The following is an 18,085-nucleotide window of genomic DNA, read 5'->3' as shown; positions in this document are numbered from 1 at the left end:
TCGATCAACTCGCGTTCGAACGAACGACATGGGGGAGCGAGAACGGGAACACCTCGCGCAGGCGTCCGGGCGGCAGCTCACGCGCCACGCGGCCCTGCTCGAGCACGAGACACCTGTCTGCCTGTCCTTCCCATTCACCGAGCAGGTGCGTCGCCACGAGCACCGTCGTTCCCCGCCGCGCCGCCGCGTGCAGTTCCGCGTGGAGAAATCGACGCCAATCCGGGTCCAGGCTCAGTCCCGGTTCGTCGAGGACGAGGACAGGGGCCTGGGGTAACGACAGCACCGCCAGCGCCAGCCGCTGCCGCGTGCCGCCGGACAGCCGGCCCGTCGGCTGCGCCAGCGCATTGTCCAGCCCCCACTGCGACGCGACGTCTGACACCCGCGCCCGCCCGGCGCCGCGCAGCCGCGCATAGAAGTCGAGGATCTCGCCGACGCTGAGGCGATCGTGGAACCGCGGCGACTGCGGCAGGAACGCCAGGTGCGCCAGTGCCGCGTCGCGCGCCGAGACGATGTCGGCGCCGCCGATCGTCACGCGCCCGCCGTCGGGGCGCGACAGTCCGCACAGTACGCGCAGCGTCGTCGTCTTGCCGGATCCGTTGGCGCCGACGAGCAATGTCACCTGCCCCGGTGCCGCGTCGAGATCGAGCCCGTCGAGGACGCGATGGCGACCGAACGATTTCGAGAGAGCGTTGATGGCGATCATCGATGCGAGGGATTGACGAGCGGTGAGGGATCGACCACGCCGGGCAGTCCGGGCAGCGCGATGCGCGCGTGGACGAACCGGAGCAACCGCTCGCCAGGGCTGCCCACCAGCAGGCCGATGACGGGCAGGTCACGTCGCGTCTGCCCGAACAGGTCGAGTTCGCGATGCGGGACATCGGCGATGCCGTCACGATTCATGTCGAGTCGCACGGCACCACTCCAGTGATTGCCGCGACCGTCCTCCGCCCATACGCTCGTCAGGTTGCCGCCGGACGTCTCGACGGTGTGCAGGTTGTCCACGAAGTCGTTGCCTGCGAACGTGTTGCCATCCGAGCTGTCGGACGCGTGGATGCCGATGTGGTTGTTGGCGATCACGTTGTTGCGCAGGCGATTGCCGTGCCCGCTCTCGAAGAACACGCCGACGGTGTTGCCGGCGATGCGGTTCTCTTCGAGCGTCGTGTCGTCGACCGTCTGCAACAGGATGCCGTAGGCGCGATGATTGCGGCTCGCCAGGAACGCGTTCCGCCGCAACACGATGTGCTTGGACGACATGACGGCGGCGCCTGCGGCGTTGTCGCGAAACGTGTTGCCTTCGAATCGATTGTCGTCCGAGTACATGTAGTGCAGGCCGTACCGCACCTGCTCGATCACGTTGTCGCGCACGTGTGTCCTGTCCACGAACGAGAAGTACACGCCATCACGCGTGTACCGGATCGTGTTGCGCGCCACGACGTGGTGTGACGAGTTCCAGATGTGGATCCCGTTGCCGCGCTGGTTCTGGTTGACGGTGACCTCGCAGAGTTCGCCCTCGGACGGCCCGGCGGCCGCGAACGGGTCGACCGCCTCCATCTTCGTCTCCACGCCGATGATGGTGTTGCCTTCGATGCGCGCACCGTCGGCCTGACGGACGTACACGCCGTGGAGCGATTCGTGGATGCGGTTGTCGACGAGCGTGGCGCGCGGTCCCGTCACGTGGATGGCCGCGTGATCCTTGCTCAGGTCCAGGCCGGATCCGCTGACGTCGAAGCCCTCGATGGTCACGTCGGGCGCTTCGACCGAGACGGTGTGCGTCCTGCCGTCTCCCCGCAGGCGCGCGCCGGACTCCCCGCGCAGGTGGACCGGACGCACGATGCGAATCGGTCCGCGATACACGCCGCGCGGCACGACCACGACGGCACCGTCAGGCGCGTCCGCCAGTCGCTCCAGCAGCCACGCCGTGCGATCGTCGGCGGCGCTGTCGGCAAGGTGCGCCTCTGGCGCGTCCTGCGTGGCCGCCAGCACGGGCAGCGCGGGGTCCCTGGTGACCGCGACGGCCAACGTCAGGCCCGACACGAGCCCGATCGCCAGCCGGCGCGACATCACGCGAGCCTCCGTGCCTCGCGCAGGGAGTGCCAGAACGCCCCGAGGACGCAGACCAGGAACCCGCCCATGCAGAACGTCCCGGACAACGGCAGGCTCGTCTGCACGAAGTTGGCAATCTGCTGCGAGCCAATCAGCACGGGCATGAACGGATCGATCTTCATCGGCGCCGCGGGGTCGAGGTGGTGCCCGTAGCTGTACAGACGGTAGGCGAAACTCCCGAGGGAGAACGCCCCGAAGTACAGGAAGAGCACCACCAGATCCACGAGGTTCATGATGCGCCCCACCACCACGGCGCGCAGCGCGATGAGCGCGAACACGCCCACCGCGAACGGCAGGAGCTTCATCTCCAGGAAGTCGGCCTGCACGATCGGCTTCATGCCGATGTAGTGGTTCAGCGTGTTGATTTCAGCCAGATCCTGGCCGCCGTTGCCGGCCACGATCTGGTAGGCGTACATGTCGAGCGTGAGCCCCTCGGCGTACTGCGGCGCCACCAGGCTGATGCGCCACAGGGGCAGCGTGGCCCCCAGGATCAGGACGAGCACGCCCGCGAGGATGAGGCCCCGCCCGAGGAGACTCACCGGGCGGTCCAGCAGGCGTTGCATGGCCGAGAGACGTGCGTACATGAGGGGCTCCGCGCTCCGTGTCGTGTCAGGGCTTGACGGCGAGATAGCCCTGCATCTCCTGATGCAGTGCCGAGCAGAAGTTCGTGCAGTAGAACGGGTAGACGCCCGCCTTGCCCGCCGTGAACTTCACCGTCTTGGTCTCGCCAGGGTCGACGACGACGTTCATGTCGTGCTCGATGATCCCGACGCCGTGAATCATGTCGGTCGTCTGCTCCACGTTGGTCACGTGGATCGTGACTTCGTCACCGACCTTCGCGTCGATGCGGTCCGGAATGAAGCGGCTCCTGATGGCCACCATCTTCACCTCGACCTTGTTGCCGTTGCGCGTGACGCCGGCCTGCGACGCGTCCCACACGGCGTTCGGGTTCGTGTTCTCGGCCTTCGGATAGACCTCGATCGGCTTGATGGCGTCGGCCTTGAGGATCTGCGCGAAGTGCGGCTCCGGCTCGGTGAACGCCTCGTACAGCATCGCCATCTTGTTGCCCGTGATGTCGATGAGCTGGCTGCTCTCCGGCTGCGACGGCCCGACCGACAGGTGGCGCCCCTTGGACAGCTTGTTCATGGCCACGAGGTACTTGCCGTACGGCTCCTTCGTGTCGCTGCCACCGACCACCAGGTGGCCGATGTTGAAGTGGACCGGGATCTTGTCGAGAACGATGGTGTTCAGGTCCTTCTTCTGATCGTCGTTCCAGGGCGGAAGGCTCCACTTGGCCACGGCCGACTCCACGTAGAGGGACGTATACGCGTTGCCTTTCCCGTCGTACTGCGTGTGCAGCGGACCGAGGCCCACCGGCACTTCCCCTTCGAGCACGGCCTCGTGCTTGATCACGGGCACGCCGCGCACTTCGCCGTCGAACACCTTCTCGTTGACGGCCTTCTGGATCTTCTCGAAGTCGAACACCGACGTGACGGGCTGCAGCTTGCCCGACGCCGCGATCCAGCGGCCAGACGGGTCGGTGTCGATGCCGTGCGGCGACTTCGGCACGGGCAGGAAGTACATGACGCCAGGCACCTTCGCCGGATCGATCACCGGAATGCCGCCGATCATCGTCGTCTTGCCGTCCTTGACGGCCTGCTCCGCGGCGCGCCAGTTCACGACGGCGGCGTAGTCGCGCTCACCCTGCGTGGACGTGGCTTCGAGCGTCTCGTGCGCCATCTCGGAGTTGTAGGACGTCCAGAACGCCCAACCCGAACTCGGGCCCTTGCCCGTCGATCCGAGGTCCCAGTTGAAGGGTGGCGTGAGGATCTGCCAGCCGACCGTCATCTCGCCCGTCGTCTGGTCGACCTTGATCCCGCTCACCATGCCGTTGAACTCGTCGGCGTACGACGACGGATCGGCGTAGCGGCCCTTCGGCAGCGGCACCGAGAAGCGCGTGGCGACGAGCACGTATTCACTGTTCTCGGTCACGAACGACGAGCCGTGGTTGCCGCTCGAGTTCGGGATCGGACCCAGGATCTGGTGCGTCTTGAAGTCGCGCAGGCTGATGCGCGCGATGCGGTTGTTGGCGTTGTCGTTGACAAACAGCCAGCGGCCGTCGTACTTGCCGTCGGTCTGCGACAGCCCGGGGTGATGGACGTCGCCCCAGGTGAAGCCGCCGAGCATCTTCCTGGTCTCTTCGTCGTACCCGTAGCCTGTGGCCGGATACGGGGCGAAGACGGGAATCGTCGAGATGTGGCGCATCGAGGGGATGCCGGCCACGTAGACCTGCCCCGAGTGACCAGCCGAGTAGAACAGGTAGTACTCGTCCATCTCGCCCGGCGCGACGAAGGTCTTGGAAGCCGCCGAGCCATCGGTGGCGGTACCTGGCGTGCCGGCACCCGGAGGGTTGCAGCCGGCAGCCACGAGCAGCGCCAGCGTCAGAGTGCCGCAGGCGGTCACTGTCGATTGTCTGGTCATGTGCGTGTCCTGATGAGGGGAGCGGACGCGGTCACTCGACGATCAGCATGCCGCGCATGCCGACCTGGTAGTGACCGGGGAACGAACAGATGAAGGGATAGCTGCCGGCCGTGGCCGGTGCCGTGAAGGTGACCGTGTCGCGCTCGTTCGGGCCGAGCAGCTTCGTGACCGCCAGGATGCTGGCCTTGTGGTCGTTCTGCGGTACGTAGTCGTTGGTCGCCGCTTCGGCCGCCGCCACGAGGAAGGCGTCCATCGGTGCGTCGGCCGTCAGCAGGAGCCAGTTGTGCCCCATCGAGAACTTGGGCGTGGTCCCGAGATTGACGAGGGTCACGCTGAGCTTCTCGCCCGGCTTGGCCTTGATCTCCGTCACGGAGAACTTCATCGTGTCGTTGCCGGTGATCTCGATGGCGCGCCCATCGTGATTCACTGCTGCGGCCGGCGTTCCGGATGCCGGTGCAGACGTGGCAGGTGTGGCGGTGTCTGACGGCGCCGGAGCGGAACAACCGGCTCCGACGAGGGCGAGGATGAGTGCCGCGGGGGCGAGGTATCGGGTCATTGAGGTCCTTCCTGCGGCGCAGTCTCCCCCGCCAGGCTGACGGTGTCTTTGTCGCAGCGCAACGATCCGGATCTTGCTCGGGCGCAAAGACATGCCGGGGTCCGATCGTACACTTTCGGGCATGACGACCAGACGGCTGCTCGCCCTGCTCCTCGTCGCCATCGCGGTGACGGTCGCCGTGGCGCGCTCCAGGACGCGGTCCGCCACGCCAGCCGACGACATAAGGACGTTTCCTGTCTCGGGCGTGGTGACGGCGGCGCCGGCCGACGGGCACGTGATGATTTCGCACGATGAAATCCCCGGCTACATGCCGGCGATGACGATGCCGTTCAGGCTCGATCCCGAGGCACCGGTGCCAGCGCTCAGGCCGGGCGATCGCGTTCGCTTCACGCTGTCCGTGGGCGGCAGTGCGACGCTCGCCAACGGGTTCGAGACGCAGGGACGCGACGAACGGGTGGCCGAGGCGGTCAGGCTGGGCGCGGGAAGCACGAGTTCGCGCCTGCGCAAGGGCGATGCGATGCCGGAACTCGCCCTCGTCACCGAAACAGGCCTCCCGTTCACGAAGGCGTCATTGGACGGCCATGTCACGGCGCTGACGTTCATCTTCACGCGCTGTCCGGTGCCGGACTTCTGCCCGCTGATGGTGAAGCGCTTCCAGGAGATCCAGCGCGAGCTGGCTGCCGACACGTCGCTCTCCGGCGTGCGCCTCGTGGCGGCGACGATCGATCCCGAGTTCGATACGCCCGCGGTGCTGCGGACCTACGGCAAGTCGATGCGCGCCGATCCGGCGCGCTGGACGTTCGTCACGGGCACGCCCTCAGACATCGAGACGCTGGCGAAGGCCTTCGCGATCCACGTCGAGCGCAACGGCGTCACGCTCGACCACACGCTCGCCACCGCCGTCATCGACAGCAAGGGCCGCATCGTCGAGATCTGGCGCGGCAACGGGTGGAAGTCGCAGGAGGTCCTGACGACCCTGCGCGCCACCGTCGCCGCCCCCGAGACGGAGTAGCCGAGGACGCGCGCAGCGCCAGTGATACATTTGTATCAGGAGGCAGCATGCGCACCATCATCTCCCTCGACGACGAACTGCATCGTCGTGCGAAGTCCTACGCCGCCGAGCAGGGGACGACTTTGACGGCTCTCGTCGAGGAGGCGCTCCGCGCCCGCCTGGCCGAACGTCGCGCCAGGCGTCGCCCCCCGGTGCGCCTGCCGACGTTCAAGGGTCAGGGGCTGCAGTCGGGACTGAGCCTCGACGACATGGGCGGCATCTACGATCGAATGGACGGCCTCCGGTGATCGCGCCTGACGCCAACGTCCTCCTCTACGCGTTTCGCGAGGACAGCAGGCGTCACGCCGAGTACCACGCGTGGTTGCAGGACGCGTTGAACGGCACGGAGACCGTCGCGCTGTTCGAGCCCGTGCTCTCTGCCGTACTGCGCATCGCCACACATCCCGGGATTCTCAAGCCGCCAAGTCCGCGCACCGCCGTCGAGGAATTCCTCGACACATGTCTCGCCGCTCCGGCGGCCAAACCCGTTGGTGCCGAAGCCGGGCACTGGGCCATCTTCCGGGATCTGTGTACGAAGGCGGATTGTCGCGGCAATCTGATTCAGGATGCGTATCTGGCCGCGATGGCGCTCGAGCACGGCTGCACGTTCGTCACGACAGACGACCACTACGCGCGATTCCCACGGCTTCGCTGGCGCCATCCGCTCCCCACCGACGAAGGACCGGCCCGGAGCTGACCTGCTCTCTGTAGGGGCGGCCCTCGTCTGCCCTCCGTAGCTGCATGGCAGCGGAGACGGTGGCCGCCCGTCGGTGACTGCCCGTCAGAACCAGACGCGCACGCCCGTGACCAGACCGGGCGCCCACCGCACGTCGCGTGGCGGCGTGGTAGCGCCATGACTCGCGTCCGACGCCGCGCCAATCGCGCGCACCCACGTCACGCCGACGTAAGGCGCGACTTCGCGCGTCAGGTGATAGCGCAATCGCAGGCCCGCCTCTCCTGAACTGAAACCGCGCGCCAGTCCGAGCGTTTCGTGATCCCTGCCGTACAGCGTCAACTCGGCCGTCGGCTGGAGCACGAGTCGATTGGTGAGCAGCAGGTCGTAGCTCACCTCGGCGTGCGCCGCCGTCCGTGCCTCGCTGCCGATGTAGCCCGTGGCTTCGACGTGGAAGAAGCCCGGCGCGAGTCCCTGGATGCCGAACGCCAGCCACGTCGCGGCCGCGGGCCGCACGTCCTGTCGCACGCCCACCACCACGTCCCACCAGCGCGCGACAGCCACGCCATACAGCGCCTGCACCTGCGCATGACGCAGGCTGCCATCACCGGCATCCCCTTCGGTCCGGAACCACAGGCGATGGATGTCGCCGCCGATCCATCCCGTGTTGCGCCACGCGACACCGTCCTGCGCACGCCCCGACCGCCACTCGATCCCGTCAAACAGCACGAACGCGTTGACGCGCGTGTCGTGCGCCGCGTGCCCGTGCACGTGCGGGAACGCCGCCTCGCGCATCTCGTCGGTGACCGGCGCGATGAACGCCGGCAAATCCGACGACGCATCGTCGGTCCGGTGCCCGGTGCCCGCTGCCCGCTGCCCGGATGTCTCCCCGTGCGCCCCGTGATGATCCGCATGCGGATCCGGTTCCTGCGCATGCGCCGGCACGCCCGCGACGAGCACACCGACGAGGAGGACCAACGCGACGCGCGGCGTCACGACTGCCCCCCTTCCACCACGTGCACCTCGCGCATCATGCCCGTCTCCATGTGGAAGAGCATGTGGCAGTGATACGCCCATCGCCCGAGCGCGTCGGCGGTGACGCGATAGCTGCGACGACTCCCCGGCGGCATGTCCACCGTGTGCTTGCGCACCATGAAGCGGCCGTCCTCGTCCTCGAGGTCGCTCCACATGCCGTGGAGGTGTATCGGGTGCGCCATCATCGTGTCATTCACGAGCACGATGCGTACGCGCTCGCCATACGTCAGCGTAATGGGTTCAGCTTCGGAGAACTTCCGGCCATTGAACGACCAGGCGAAACGCTGCATGTGGCCGGTGAGATGCAGTTCGATGGTACGCGTCGGCTCGCGGCCGTCGGGATCGGCGAACGCGCTCCGCAGGTCGCCATACGTAAGCACACGCCTTCCGTTGTCACGCAGACCGATTCCCGGATCGTCGTACTTCGCCGCCGGCATCATCGTCTGCATGTCCACGAGCGGGTTTCGGCGCTCGCTCGCGGGATGCGCCTGCATCGCCATCATCATGGCGCCAGCGCCGCCATGCCCCTCGTGCCCGCCGTGCCCCGCGTGCGCGTCGTGTGACACGTCGGCGTCCGATGCGGCGTGGCCGTGCCCCATGTCGGCCATCGAGAGCACGGGACGTCGATCGAGTTCCGGCACCTCGGCCCGCAGACCGTCGCGCACCGCGAGCGTGCCGGCGGCCAAGCCCGTGCGATCCATCGCCTGCGCGACGATCGTGAACGCCTCCTGCCCCGTCGGCTCGACGATCACGTCGTACGTCTCGGCGACCGCGATGCGGAACTCGTCGACGGTGACCGGATGTACGGGCATCCCGTCGGCGGCAACGACTGTCATCTTCAGGCCGGGGATGCGCAAGTCGAAATACGTCATCGCCGAGCCGTTGATCACGCGCAGGCGCACGCGTTCACCAGGCGCGAAGAGTCCGGTCCAGTTACCCGCGGGCGTCGTGCCGTTCAGGAGGTACGTGTACGTGGCACCGGTGACGTCGGCCAGGTCGCCGGCATTCATGCGCATCCCGCCCCACGCCAGCCGATCCGCCATCGTCGACGACCAGCCGTTCGCGCGCAGGTCCCGTACGAGATCCACCACCGTCCGCTGTCGCCAGTTGTAGTAGTGCGATTCCTTCTTCAGCTTGCGGTAGACGCGCGCGGGATCCTCGTCGGTCCAGTCGGTGAGCATGAGGACGTGCTCGCGATCCGCGCGTATCGGATCGGGCTCGCGCGGCTCGATCACGATCGGTCCATACAACCCGCGTTGCTCCTGGAAGCCCGAGTGGCTGTGATACCAGTACGTCCCGGCCTGCGTCACCGGAAAGCGATAGGTGTACTCCCCACCGGCGCGGATGCCGTCGAAACTGAGTCCCGGCACGCCGTCCATGTTCGCGGGCAGGACGAGGCCGTGCCAGTGGATCGACGCGTCCTCGCGCAGCGTGTTGCGTACGCGCATGGTCACGACGTCGCCTTCGCGCCAGTGCAGCAGCGGCGCGGGCAGCGATCCGTTGACGGTGATGGCGGTGCGCGCGCGACCCGTGAAGTCGACGCTCGACTCTCCGATCTCCAGATCGAATGCTTGCCCGCGAAGTGACTGCTGCGGTTGTCGCGCCTGCGTCGCGCGAATGCCCGCCGATACGCGCGACGGCGCGAACTGCTGCGCGGCGAGAACCACGCCTCCAGCAGCAAGTCCCGTGACGAACCGTCGGCGCGAGACGTCAGCGGCCGATTGTGGTGTGTGCGTGAAGAACATGATCGATGTCGATTCCGGTACCGGCGTGCCCACCATGGTTCGGCAGGCACCGTGCCGCGCTGCGTGACACGCGCGCGCGACGGGAATACACGCGCCACGTGCGAGTACACGCACGTCACGCGCGGAAGAATCGATCGGATCAGATACGGAGGACGAGCGAGCGAGTGGCGACGGGCGGTGCCCACGCGGGGCGATGCGTGGACGATGCGTCAGGCGCGAACGACGATGCCTGCGGCGACAGATGCGCCGACGCGAAGACGGCGACAACGGCGGGCATCGGCACCGTCACGCTCGCCGTCGAGCGTGGCGACACAGCGGCCGGCGGATGCTCGCAGCCGGGCACGACCTGCGCACGCATCACGCCGCGCGAGACGTCGGTCTGCTGCGTCGCCGCATCATCGTCGCGTTCGTGACACGGCACGTCGTCTGCCGTCACAGGCACCGCGGCCGCAATCGCCGCGTCAGCGTGCGACGCAACCGGGCACACCACCTCACACACGACCGGCGCCACCTGCCACCCGATCATGAGGAGCAACAACCACACCCCGGCCCACGCTCGAAGACGCCGCGTCACGACAAGCAGTATAGCGGTGTGGTACCGGATGAGTTTCGGATACCGAATCGCGGAAGTGATGAAGGATGGATGCCGTACCCGATGCCCGATACTGATCCAGGGTGTGACCGCCGGATTTCATCCGGCGGTCACCGGAGTGGCGTGAAAGGCAGCGCCGCTCAGGCTCCCGTGCTCGATGCGTCACTCCCCTGCAGTCGTCTCGTCCAGTCCTCCGTCGCCCCGCTTTCGAGACGCCGCTCGAACAGCTTCCTCCACGACGGCGGCAGCGGCAGGGCGAGCAGCGGGCGCAGGACGTCAGGCCGCAGTTCGCGCGTGCGAATCAGCCCCATGAGTTCGGCGATGCTGTGCGACGGATACGGTCGGTCGACCAGCACGATCGCGTCGCCGGCGCACACTTCCCCCGGTGTCTCCACGCGCAGGTACCAGCCGGTACGGCCGGTGTTCTGGACGCGAAGCGACATGTCCGGCACGCCAAATCTGAGATTGAGCTTGAAGCAGGGCTGACGCCCCTGCGTGACGATGAAGCGCGCCGACCCGATGTCGTACCGATCGCCGATGCACACGCTACGCTCGTCGAGACCGGCTACGCTGAAGTTCTCGCCGAACGCACCGGGGCCGGCAAGCAGCGCGCACTCGGGGAGATCGACGCGCCACGCCTCGTAGTGGTGCCACGCGTAGCAGAGCACGGCCTTGTCCGGGCCACCGTGGACGCGCAGATCCGCCTGCGCGTCACCGACGAGTCCATTGGCTTCCACGCGCTGCGTCCCTTCGCGCGGACGCTTGTCGATGCCGCTCGTCGTGTGGCCGAGTGGCCGCACCGCCCCCGTCAACACCGTTCGCACGATCGGCGTCTGGGACAGCGGCCGTTCCATCCGTCCAGTGTACTGCTCGTTCATCGACGTCAATTGACGCGCGTTACGTAACGCGCAATAGACTGCTCGCGTGATCCGCTCCTTCCGCGACAAGGATGTCGAGGCCCTCTTCAACGACATCCCGGTTCGGCGGTTCAAGGCGATCGAGCGGACCGCCCGGCGGAAGCTGCCGTACCTGCACCGCGCTCGCGTGCTCGACGATCTGGAGGCGCCTTCAGGCAATCAGTTCGAAGCGTTGAAGGGAGATCGCCGAGGGCAACACAGCATCCGGATCAACGACCAGTGGCGGCTGTGCTTCACGTGGAAGTCAGGCGACGCGTACGAGGTCGAGTTCGTGGACTACCACTGAAAGGAACGACATGACGAAGACAGGAATGCTCGACCCTGTTCCTCCGGGAGAGATCCTGATGGAGGAGTTCATGCGGCCGCTGGGCATCAGCATCAATGCGCTGGCGCGAGACCTGGCGGTCCCGGCCAATCGCATCAGCGGCATCGTCAACGGCACACGCGCGATCACGGCCGATACTGCCCTGCGCCTCGGCAAGTACTTCAGGGTGTCGCCGGAGGTCTGGCTCGACTTGCAGTCGGATTGCGAACTGCGCGTAGCCCGGCAGACGATCTGGCCGGAGGTCGAGTCATTGGTGAAGACCCGAGTGGCGTGAAACTTCGGTGTTTTGTCCGCTGGGCGGCGTTCAGGCCCTACAGGCGAAACGCCTCGCTGACCGCCGAGAGCGCGGCGGGTCGCTGCCCTCGGCCGTGTTGACGACCCCGCCGGCCTCGCCCGGGCACTCGGCCAGGGCAGAGTGCGGTTCGCGTTCTCGAAGGAGTAGCCGGGGAACTCGAGACGCTAGCGGGCACGTTGGAGATACGGCGCGAGCGTCTTCTCCACCGCCGCATCGTCTCCCGCGATGGTGGCATCGCCGAAGAGCCACCATGTCTCGACGTGCTCGGCAGACGCGCCTGGCTGGAGCGTGGTCAGTTCGCCGAGCGACTCGACCTCGATGAACGAGCCCGACGTGTAGGTCTGGTACGTGGTCCCGTAGTCGGCGTACCGCTTGCCGTCCTCGAACGGCGCGACGCGCTTGACGAACAGGTCGTTGTCGACGCTGTAGGCCGCCCATCCGAGGCGGTTGCCGATGCCGATCTTCTGCGGTTCCTCGATCGCCGCGTCGGAGCGCAGGCGGATGAACTTCGGCCCGAGCGTCCAGCGTGGATCGGCGAGGTTCGTGTAAGCCCACATCACCATGGGACGCACGGGCTGGAGCGCCTCCGCGTGCGGCTTGTACGGCTCGTTCGGCAGGATCGTCGTCCCCCCGCCGCGCATGATCGTGATGCCCCACGGCGCGATGTCTGTCGCCGCCGTGCGGTGGTTCGTGATGCGGTGCACGATGGTGACCTTCGTCGACGCCTCGTCCAGCGTCACCTCGATCGTCTTCGCGATGCCCGTCTCCGGCTCGACGCCCCTGTCGAGCACGACGGTGTTGGTCCCCCGCATCGTGTGGCGAATCGGCGCGTTGTCGAGGCCGTACGACAACTCGCGCGACTCGGGCGCGAGCCACAGCCGATGGCCGCCCCAGGGCTGCCACTCCTTCCCGCCCACCGTGGCCGGCATCTCCGCCAGCACGTTGCGCCCGCCACGCAGGCGGTACGCGATCACGCGCGGCCCGATGTCGGTCGTCACGATCACCTCGACGTGCCCGTTGTCGAGCGCGAGGCAGTTGGGCAAGTTCATGCAGTTGACGGTCCTCACTGTCACCTCGGCAGACGCCGGCAGCGCCGGCAGGAGCAGGACCACGAGCGCAAGAGCAACACGACGGCACAGGCGATACGCGGGCATGGGGGGAATCGTAGATCAGGAACTCCTGAGTTCCTGCATTCATGTTCATACTTGCTGAGTGGCTGACGATGCGCGTCTCGAACGACTGCGGCACTGGAGCTGGCTGCTCGATCAGGTGTTCCGGATCCCGGGGACGAACGTCAGGTTCGGCTGGGACGCCATCATCGGGTTGATTCCCGGGCTCGGCGACCTGAGCAGCCCGGCCTTCGGCGTGCTGCTCGTGTTCCAGGCCTATCGCATGGGTGTGCCGAAACTCGTGCAGGCGCGGATGGTGATCAACTCGGCGATCGACGCGCTGCTCGGCATGGTGCCGATTCTCGGCAACGTCGCGGACATCTACTGGAAGGCCAACACCTGGAACATGCGCCTGCTGGAACGCCACGCACGCCCCGGCGCGGCACCCTCGCGCTTCGACGTGCTCTTCGTGACGGGCTTCCTCATCCTGCTCTTCCTTGCCGCCATCGCTCCCGCCGCGTTCCTGGCCTGGCTGGTGTCACGGCTGTGGTCCTGAGCGGGCCGCGGACAACCACGTGCATGACGACACGCTGTGCGGCCGGGCCGCGCGGCCCGCGGGCGCGGCGTGGACCGCGTCGACGACGTCGAATGCCTTCCCCCGGGGGGCTGTCGTATGATGCGCGCGTCACTCTTCCCCCCGGAGTCCGTCTTTCATGTCTCACGCTCGTCTTGCTGGTCTGGTCGCAGCGGCCGGTACCGGTCTCGCGTTCACCATCGCCCTCTCGGCACAGGCGCCGACAGGCCCACGCACGCACAGGTTTTCCGCCAACGAACTCGCGACACCCGGCGAGCAGAAGCCCAATCCTCCGAAGATCGTCCCGCAGCCCGACGGCGTGTCGCTCGCCGTACCTCCGGGCTTCACCGCCACGCTCTATGCGTCTGGCGGTTTCAAGCGCGCGCGCAACATCGCGCAGGCTCCCAACGGCGACGTGTTCGTGGTCGATTCCGGCGCGGGCACGATCTGGGCGCTGCGCGACGCCAACGGCAACGGCACGATCGAGGACACCGAGCGGAGTGAATTCGCGACAGGGCTGAACCAGCCGTTCGGCATCGCGTTCCAGAGGGGCGCGCTGTACGTCGCCGCGACGGACCAGGTGGTGAAGTACCCCTACGCGCGCGGCGACCTGAAGGCCACCGCCGCTGCCGCCGTCATCGCGCCGCTGCCCAACGGCAAGGCCGGCCACTGGACGCGCAACATCGCCTTCACGCCAGACGGACGTCACTTCTACGTGACCGTCGGCTCCTCGCACAACATCGACCCCGATCCCGATCCGCTGCGCGCCACGGTGCTCAGGTTCAAGGCCGACGGCACCGGCCGCGAAGTCGTCTCCACCGGCGTGCGCAACGCGGTGGGCATCGCCGTCCATCCGACGACGCGCGAGGTGTGGATGACGGTGCAGGAGCGCGACGGACTCGGCGACGACCTCGTCCACGACTACGCCGCGAAGGCCGTGCCGGGCCGCTTCTACGGCTGGCCGTGGGCCTACCTCGGTGCGCACGAGGATCCGCGTCACGCAGGTGCGCGCCCGGATCTCGTCAAGAAGACGCAAGTGCCGGAGCTCCTCTTCGAGCCGCACGCCTCGGCGATGACGATGGTCTTCTATGGGGGCAAGGCGTTCCCTGCGCACTATCGCACCGGCGCGTTCGCCGCCCTGCGCGGCTCCAGCGGTCGCGCGCCGCGGACGGGCTACAAGATCGTCTATCTTCCGTTCGTGAAGGGGCAGTCCACCGGCGCGTACGAAGACTTCGTCACCGGCTGGATGCTCGACGAGAACAAGCCCGAAGTGTGGGGGCGCCCCGTCGGTCTCACCGAGACCACCGACGGTTCACTGCTGGTCGTGGAAGACGGAAACGGAACGATCTGGAAGATCACATACAAAGGATGACAGCGATGCAGACATTGATTCCGATGGCCATTGTCGCGGCGATCGCGACCGCGGGTTCGGTGGTGGTGTACGCGCAGGCGTCGCCGCAGATGTCGTTCTTCATCACGAGTGTCGGCTCCGGCAACGGCGCCAATCTCGGCGGGCTCGCGGGGGCCGACAAGCACTGTCAGGCGCTCGCGGCGGCGGTGGGTGCGGGCGGCAAGACCTGGCGCGCTTACCTCAGCACCACGGCAGCCGACGGCAAGCCCGCCATCAACGCGAAGGACCGCATCGGCGCGGGTCCCTGGCACAACGCGAAGGGCGAGCTCGTGGCGAAGGACGTCGCCGATCTCCACGGTGAAGCCCCCTCGTTCACCAAGCAATCGGCGCTCAACGAGAAGGGCGAGGTCGTGAAGGGCCGCGGCGACAGCCCGAACCAGCACGACATCCTCACGGGCACCAAACAGGACGGCACCGTTGCCGACGGCGATGCGTCGGTCGCCACGTGCGGCAACTGGACGAGCCAGGCCGACGGCGTCGGCAGCGCGATGGTCGGCCACTTCGACCGCACCGGCGGCGGCCCCGCGCCAACCTCGCTCAACGCCTCCCACCTCTCCCGCGGCTGCAGCCAGGCCAACCTCGTCGCCACAGGCGGCGCAGGATACACGTACTGTTTCGCGGCAAAGTAAAAAGGGTAATCGGACTTTGTCCGATTACCCTTTTCCCTTTGTCAGCTGACGATCTCGTTGACCCTGACCTCGAAGATCATCGTGGCGTTCGCGGGGATACTGCCGTTGCCGGTGGAGCCGTAGGCGAGGGCGGGCGGAACGATCAGGCGACGGACCCCGAGGACGCGCATGCCGGGGATGCCGCGTTCCCAGCCGGCGATCACGGTCCCCGCGCCGACGACGTACTCGAACGGCCCACGGCCCTGCAGCGACGTGTCCATGATGGTGCCCTTGTTGTCGCTCGTCGCGGTGCTGTAGAGCCACGCGACGTAGTCGACACGGATCTTCGTACCGTTGACGACCTCGTCGCCGGTCCCCACTTCGAGATCGATCGTCTGAAACGGCACGTCGGCCACCCATGTCTGGGCGGTCGGTGATGGGTCCGTCGGGCTGCTGCCGCCGCAGGCCGCGGCTGACACGGATGCCACGAGGCCGAGGAGCAGCGCGCGACGGGAGGTGACGATCGGGTCGACAGTCATGGACTTTCGAGGGTAGCAGATCCGGAAGTTCGCTCGGGGGCGCGGCGGCGTTGGTGCAGTCATGCGCCTGTTCCGAGTCGTTGCCGTGCTCGCGTGCCTCGTGGGTTCATGGTCCGTCCATGCCGACGCCCCGGCATCTCGCGACAGGACGCCGCCACCCGCCGAGCGCCGAACCGGTCGCCTCCCCGCCGAGATCACCGCCACGCCCGTCACGACTGCCCTTCCGAATCATGTCCAGGTGACGATTCCACGCGAGCACCTGCGGGCCATGATGGCCGGAACCGTCGTCGAGGGCCCGTTCGAGCCGCCACGAGACGAGGTGGCGGAGGATGCGTCGTCGCGTGTCCGCCAGATCGTCGCGGCAGCGGCGCTCACGCTCGCCGTCCTGAGCCTCCCCCTGCTGGCCGGGCGACTGCGGCGTGGCCGCGTGGTCGTGGTCGCGCTCCTCGTCGTCCTCACCGGAGCCGCATTCGTGTACGCCGACATCGTCGCACCACGACAAGCACCGGGCGGGCGACTGCCACAGACCGTCGAAGTCATCGTCGTGCCTGGCAGTGGTCCGGTGAAGGTCCGGCTCGTCTATCCTCAGCGCTGATGGCACGTCTCAGCGCGACGCTCGACGAGGCAGTGCCGGCGCTGGGCGCGTGGCCGCCACATGCGATCGGCGCGCTGGTCGTCGCGCTCATCGCGTTCGCCTGCGCGATCGCGCCCGTCGGCATGGCGGTGACCGTTGTCGCGCTCGGCGCCGGGCCGCACAACTGGTGCGAGGCGCGATACCTGCTGTCGCGCATGCCCGGCCGCTGGGGTCCGCTGCGGCAGTACTTCGTCACGGGCATCGGCGGCGTGGTGGCACTTACCGCCGCGTACATAGCGCTGACGTGGGCCGGCTCGAATGCGGACGTCGCGTGGCTTGCGCTCTGGCACACGGCCCTCATCGGCTGGATCGCCGTCCTCGTGATGCTGCGTCAGCAACAACCGCCGCGGCGCGACTGGCTGTGGCTGGTCCCGCCAGGCCTTCTGTGTCTCGCCACCGCGTGGGCACAGCCCGTGTGGACGAGCGTCGCGCTGATGTTCCTCCACCCGCTGCTGGCTCTGGCGTTCCTCGACAGGGAGCTCTCGATCCGCCGCACGCCGTGGCATGGTGCCTATCGCGCCACGCTGCTCCTCGTCCCGATCCTCATCGTCGGAATCTGGGCAATAAACCGGCAACCGGCAATCGGCAACGGGCAACCGGTAGCACCGGCGAATACGATCGCTGGCCGGGTCGGCACAATTGGCAGGGCCGGCCCTGCGGGCCCGGCCGACGGGGGATGGGATGCCGCAACGCTTGCCGGCGTGCCAGGCACTGGACCCGCCGTGCTCGCGACGCACGTGTTCCTCGAATCGCTGCACTACATCGCCTGGATCGTGGCGATCCCGCTTGCGACTGGCGCCGTACCGTGGCGATTGCGACGCGTGCCGCTCGCCGCGCGATCGGTTCAGTGGCGCCGGCTCGTCACGCTCGTGCTCGCCGCAGGGCTCGGCCTTGTCGTCACCCTGTGGATCGCGTTCGCGATCGATTACGAGTTGACGCGACAGATCTACTTCACGCTGGCGATCGCGCACGTGCTCGTCGAAGTGCCGTTCCTCATCCGACTGCTCTGACGCACGTGGACCCTGCTTCGACGATCGACGCCGGCGCGCTCTGGCGATGGCTGCCGGTGGGCTACGTCCTCACCGTCGCGCTCGAAGCGCCTGTTCTGCTGCTTGGCCTGGGTCGATGGCCGGTGAACGAGGCGCCTCGCTACACATACGCGCAGCGGCTGACCGCGGCCTTCTGGCTCACCGCCGTCACCTACCCCATCGTCATCGTCGCGCTGCCGCTGCTGATGTGGCCGCACGCGTCGTATGCCACGTACGTGCTCGTGGCCGAGACGTGGGCGATCGCCGCCGAATGTGCGTTGTTCCACGTGGTGTGGCGCGGCTCGCCGCAGGATCTCGCCATCGTCGCGCTGGCCAACCTCGTCTCGGCGGTATTGGGCGGCTGGTTCCTGTCGCGCTGACCCAGACGGGCCGGGCTCGGAGAGCCGGC

Annotated in this window: 22 protein-coding genes; 11 read left to right on the top strand and 11 right to left on the bottom strand. The window is 67.5% G+C overall.

The genetic code is table 11. The features are described 5' to 3' along the window. Positions 1–4: 4 nt before the first annotated feature. Genes IT182_13570 through IT182_13550 form a run of 5 tightly spaced genes read right to left on the bottom strand, consistent with a single transcriptional unit; the run spans position 5 to position 5,140 of the window. The gene (locus IT182_13570; protein ID MCC6164373.1) at positions 5–703 is read right to left on the bottom strand and encodes an ABC transporter ATP-binding protein; all 699 of its coding nucleotides are present in this window, start codon (positions 701–703) and stop codon (positions 5–7) included. Continuing rightward, the gene (locus IT182_13565; protein ID MCC6164372.1) at positions 700–2,061 is read right to left on the bottom strand and encodes a right-handed parallel beta-helix repeat-containing protein; all 1,362 of its coding nucleotides are present in this window, start codon (positions 2,059–2,061) and stop codon (positions 700–702) included. The genes IT182_13570 and IT182_13565 overlap by 4 nt, the downstream gene beginning before the upstream one ends. Further along, positions 2,061–2,687, bottom strand: coding sequence for a hypothetical protein (locus tag IT182_13560; protein ID MCC6164371.1), 627 nt, complete (start codon positions 2,685–2,687; stop codon positions 2,061–2,063). The genes IT182_13565 and IT182_13560 overlap by 1 nt, the downstream gene beginning before the upstream one ends. 25 nt (positions 2,688–2,712) lie before the next feature. Then, positions 2,713–4,584: a Sec-dependent nitrous-oxide reductase gene (gene nosZ, locus IT182_13555; protein MCC6164370.1), complete on the bottom strand. Its 1,872-nt coding sequence runs from the start codon at positions 4,582–4,584 to the stop codon at positions 2,713–2,715. Between the two features lie 31 nt (positions 4,585–4,615). Continuing rightward, a complete protein-coding gene (locus IT182_13550) occupies positions 4,616–5,140 on the bottom strand; it encodes a cupredoxin domain-containing protein (protein MCC6164369.1) in 525 nt (174 codons plus the stop codon). Positions 5,141–5,261: 121 nt separating this feature from the next. Here IT182_13550 and IT182_13545 point away from each other — a divergent pair, with 121 nt between their 5' ends. From IT182_13545 to IT182_13535, 3 genes are read left to right on the top strand one after another with little or no spacing between them, the layout of a single operon-like run. After that, positions 5,262–6,152: an SCO family protein gene (locus IT182_13545; GenBank protein ID MCC6164368.1), complete on the top strand. Its 891-nt coding sequence runs from the start codon at positions 5,262–5,264 to the stop codon at positions 6,150–6,152. A gap of 47 nt (positions 6,153–6,199) precedes the next feature. Continuing rightward, positions 6,200–6,439 carry a type II toxin-antitoxin system VapB family antitoxin gene (locus IT182_13540; GenBank protein MCC6164367.1) on the top strand — a complete coding sequence of 80 codons (240 nt, stop codon included), beginning with the start codon at positions 6,200–6,202 and terminating at the stop codon, positions 6,437–6,439. Continuing rightward, a complete protein-coding gene (locus tag IT182_13535) occupies positions 6,436–6,888 on the top strand; it encodes a type II toxin-antitoxin system VapC family toxin (GenBank protein MCC6164366.1) in 453 nt (150 codons plus the stop codon). The genes IT182_13540 and IT182_13535 overlap by 4 nt, the downstream gene beginning before the upstream one ends. Before the next feature lie 84 nt (positions 6,889–6,972). Here IT182_13535 and IT182_13530 read toward each other — a convergent pair whose 3' ends face one another. From IT182_13530 to IT182_13515, 4 genes are all read right to left on the bottom strand, one after another. Then, the gene (locus tag IT182_13530) at positions 6,973–7,860 is read right to left on the bottom strand and encodes a copper resistance protein B (protein MCC6164365.1); all 888 of its coding nucleotides are present in this window, start codon (positions 7,858–7,860) and stop codon (positions 6,973–6,975) included. Then, positions 7,857–9,644 carry a copper resistance system multicopper oxidase gene (locus IT182_13525; GenBank protein ID MCC6164364.1) on the bottom strand — a complete coding sequence of 596 codons (1,788 nt, stop codon included), beginning with the start codon at positions 9,642–9,644 and terminating at the stop codon, positions 7,857–7,859. The genes IT182_13530 and IT182_13525 overlap by 4 nt, the downstream gene beginning before the upstream one ends. Before the next feature lie 139 nt (positions 9,645–9,783). Next, on the bottom strand, positions 9,784–10,218 hold the full coding sequence (locus tag IT182_13520; protein MCC6164363.1) for a hypothetical protein: 435 nt from the start codon (positions 10,216–10,218) through the stop codon (positions 9,784–9,786). Positions 10,219–10,376: 158 nt separating this feature from the next. After that, complete coding sequence (locus IT182_13515) at positions 10,377–11,090, bottom strand: MOSC domain-containing protein (GenBank protein ID MCC6164362.1); 714 nt, start codon at positions 11,088–11,090, stop codon at positions 10,377–10,379. A gap of 70 nt (positions 11,091–11,160) precedes the next feature. Here IT182_13515 and IT182_13510 point away from each other — a divergent pair, with 70 nt between their 5' ends. Together IT182_13510 and IT182_13505 are read left to right on the top strand one after the other, a co-directional pair. Then, positions 11,161–11,439, top strand: a complete 279-nt coding sequence (locus tag IT182_13510; protein MCC6164361.1) for a type II toxin-antitoxin system RelE/ParE family toxin — start codon at positions 11,161–11,163, stop codon at positions 11,437–11,439. 10 nt (positions 11,440–11,449) lie between these two features. After that, on the top strand, positions 11,450–11,752 hold the full coding sequence (locus tag IT182_13505) for a HigA family addiction module antidote protein (protein ID MCC6164360.1): 303 nt from the start codon (positions 11,450–11,452) through the stop codon (positions 11,750–11,752). Between the two features lie 185 nt (positions 11,753–11,937). Here IT182_13505 and IT182_13500 read toward each other — a convergent pair whose 3' ends face one another. After that, a complete protein-coding gene (locus tag IT182_13500; GenBank protein ID MCC6164359.1) occupies positions 11,938–12,927 on the bottom strand; it encodes a hypothetical protein in 990 nt (329 codons plus the stop codon). A 58-nt stretch (positions 12,928–12,985) separates the two neighbouring features. On the opposite strand from IT182_13500, the gene IT182_13495 reads away from it, so the two are divergent. From IT182_13495 to IT182_13485, 3 genes are all read left to right on the top strand, one after another. Next, entirely contained in the window at positions 12,986–13,438 is a 453-nt protein-coding gene (locus IT182_13495; GenBank protein ID MCC6164358.1) for a DUF4112 domain-containing protein, read from the top strand. Positions 13,439–13,595: 157 nt separating this feature from the next. Beyond that, positions 13,596–14,828, top strand: a complete 1,233-nt coding sequence (locus IT182_13490) for a PQQ-dependent sugar dehydrogenase (protein MCC6164357.1) — start codon at positions 13,596–13,598, stop codon at positions 14,826–14,828. Beyond that, positions 14,825–15,496, top strand: a complete 672-nt coding sequence (locus tag IT182_13485; protein ID MCC6164356.1) for a lectin — start codon at positions 14,825–14,827, stop codon at positions 15,494–15,496. Before IT182_13490 ends, IT182_13485 begins: the two co-directional genes overlap by 4 nt. A 41-nt stretch (positions 15,497–15,537) precedes the next feature. On the opposite strand, the gene IT182_13480 is transcribed toward IT182_13485, so the two are convergent. Then, positions 15,538–16,014 (bottom strand): FKBP-type peptidyl-prolyl cis-trans isomerase, encoded by a 477-nt coding sequence (locus tag IT182_13480; protein MCC6164355.1) that lies wholly within the window; start codon positions 16,012–16,014, stop codon positions 15,538–15,540. A 61-nt stretch (positions 16,015–16,075) separates the two neighbouring features. On the opposite strand from IT182_13480, the gene IT182_13475 reads away from it, so the two are divergent. From IT182_13475 to IT182_13465, 3 genes are read left to right on the top strand one after another with little or no spacing between them, the layout of a single operon-like run. After that, positions 16,076–16,609, top strand: a complete 534-nt coding sequence (locus tag IT182_13475; protein ID MCC6164354.1) for a hypothetical protein — start codon at positions 16,076–16,078, stop codon at positions 16,607–16,609. Then, positions 16,609–17,658, top strand: a complete 1,050-nt coding sequence (locus IT182_13470; protein MCC6164353.1) for a hypothetical protein — start codon at positions 16,609–16,611, stop codon at positions 17,656–17,658. Before IT182_13475 ends, IT182_13470 begins: the two co-directional genes overlap by 1 nt. Before the next feature lie 5 nt (positions 17,659–17,663). Continuing rightward, complete coding sequence (locus IT182_13465; protein MCC6164352.1) at positions 17,664–18,056, top strand: hypothetical protein; 393 nt, start codon at positions 17,664–17,666, stop codon at positions 18,054–18,056. Positions 18,057–18,085: the final 29 nt, after the last annotated feature.

The sequence above is a fragment of the Acidobacteriota bacterium genome, from assembly GCA_020845575.1.
Classification (GTDB): Bacteria; Acidobacteriota; Vicinamibacteria; order Vicinamibacterales; family Vicinamibacteraceae; genus Luteitalea.
Note: the sequence above shows the minus strand (reverse complement) of the source record. Positions and strands in the feature narration are given on the sequence as shown.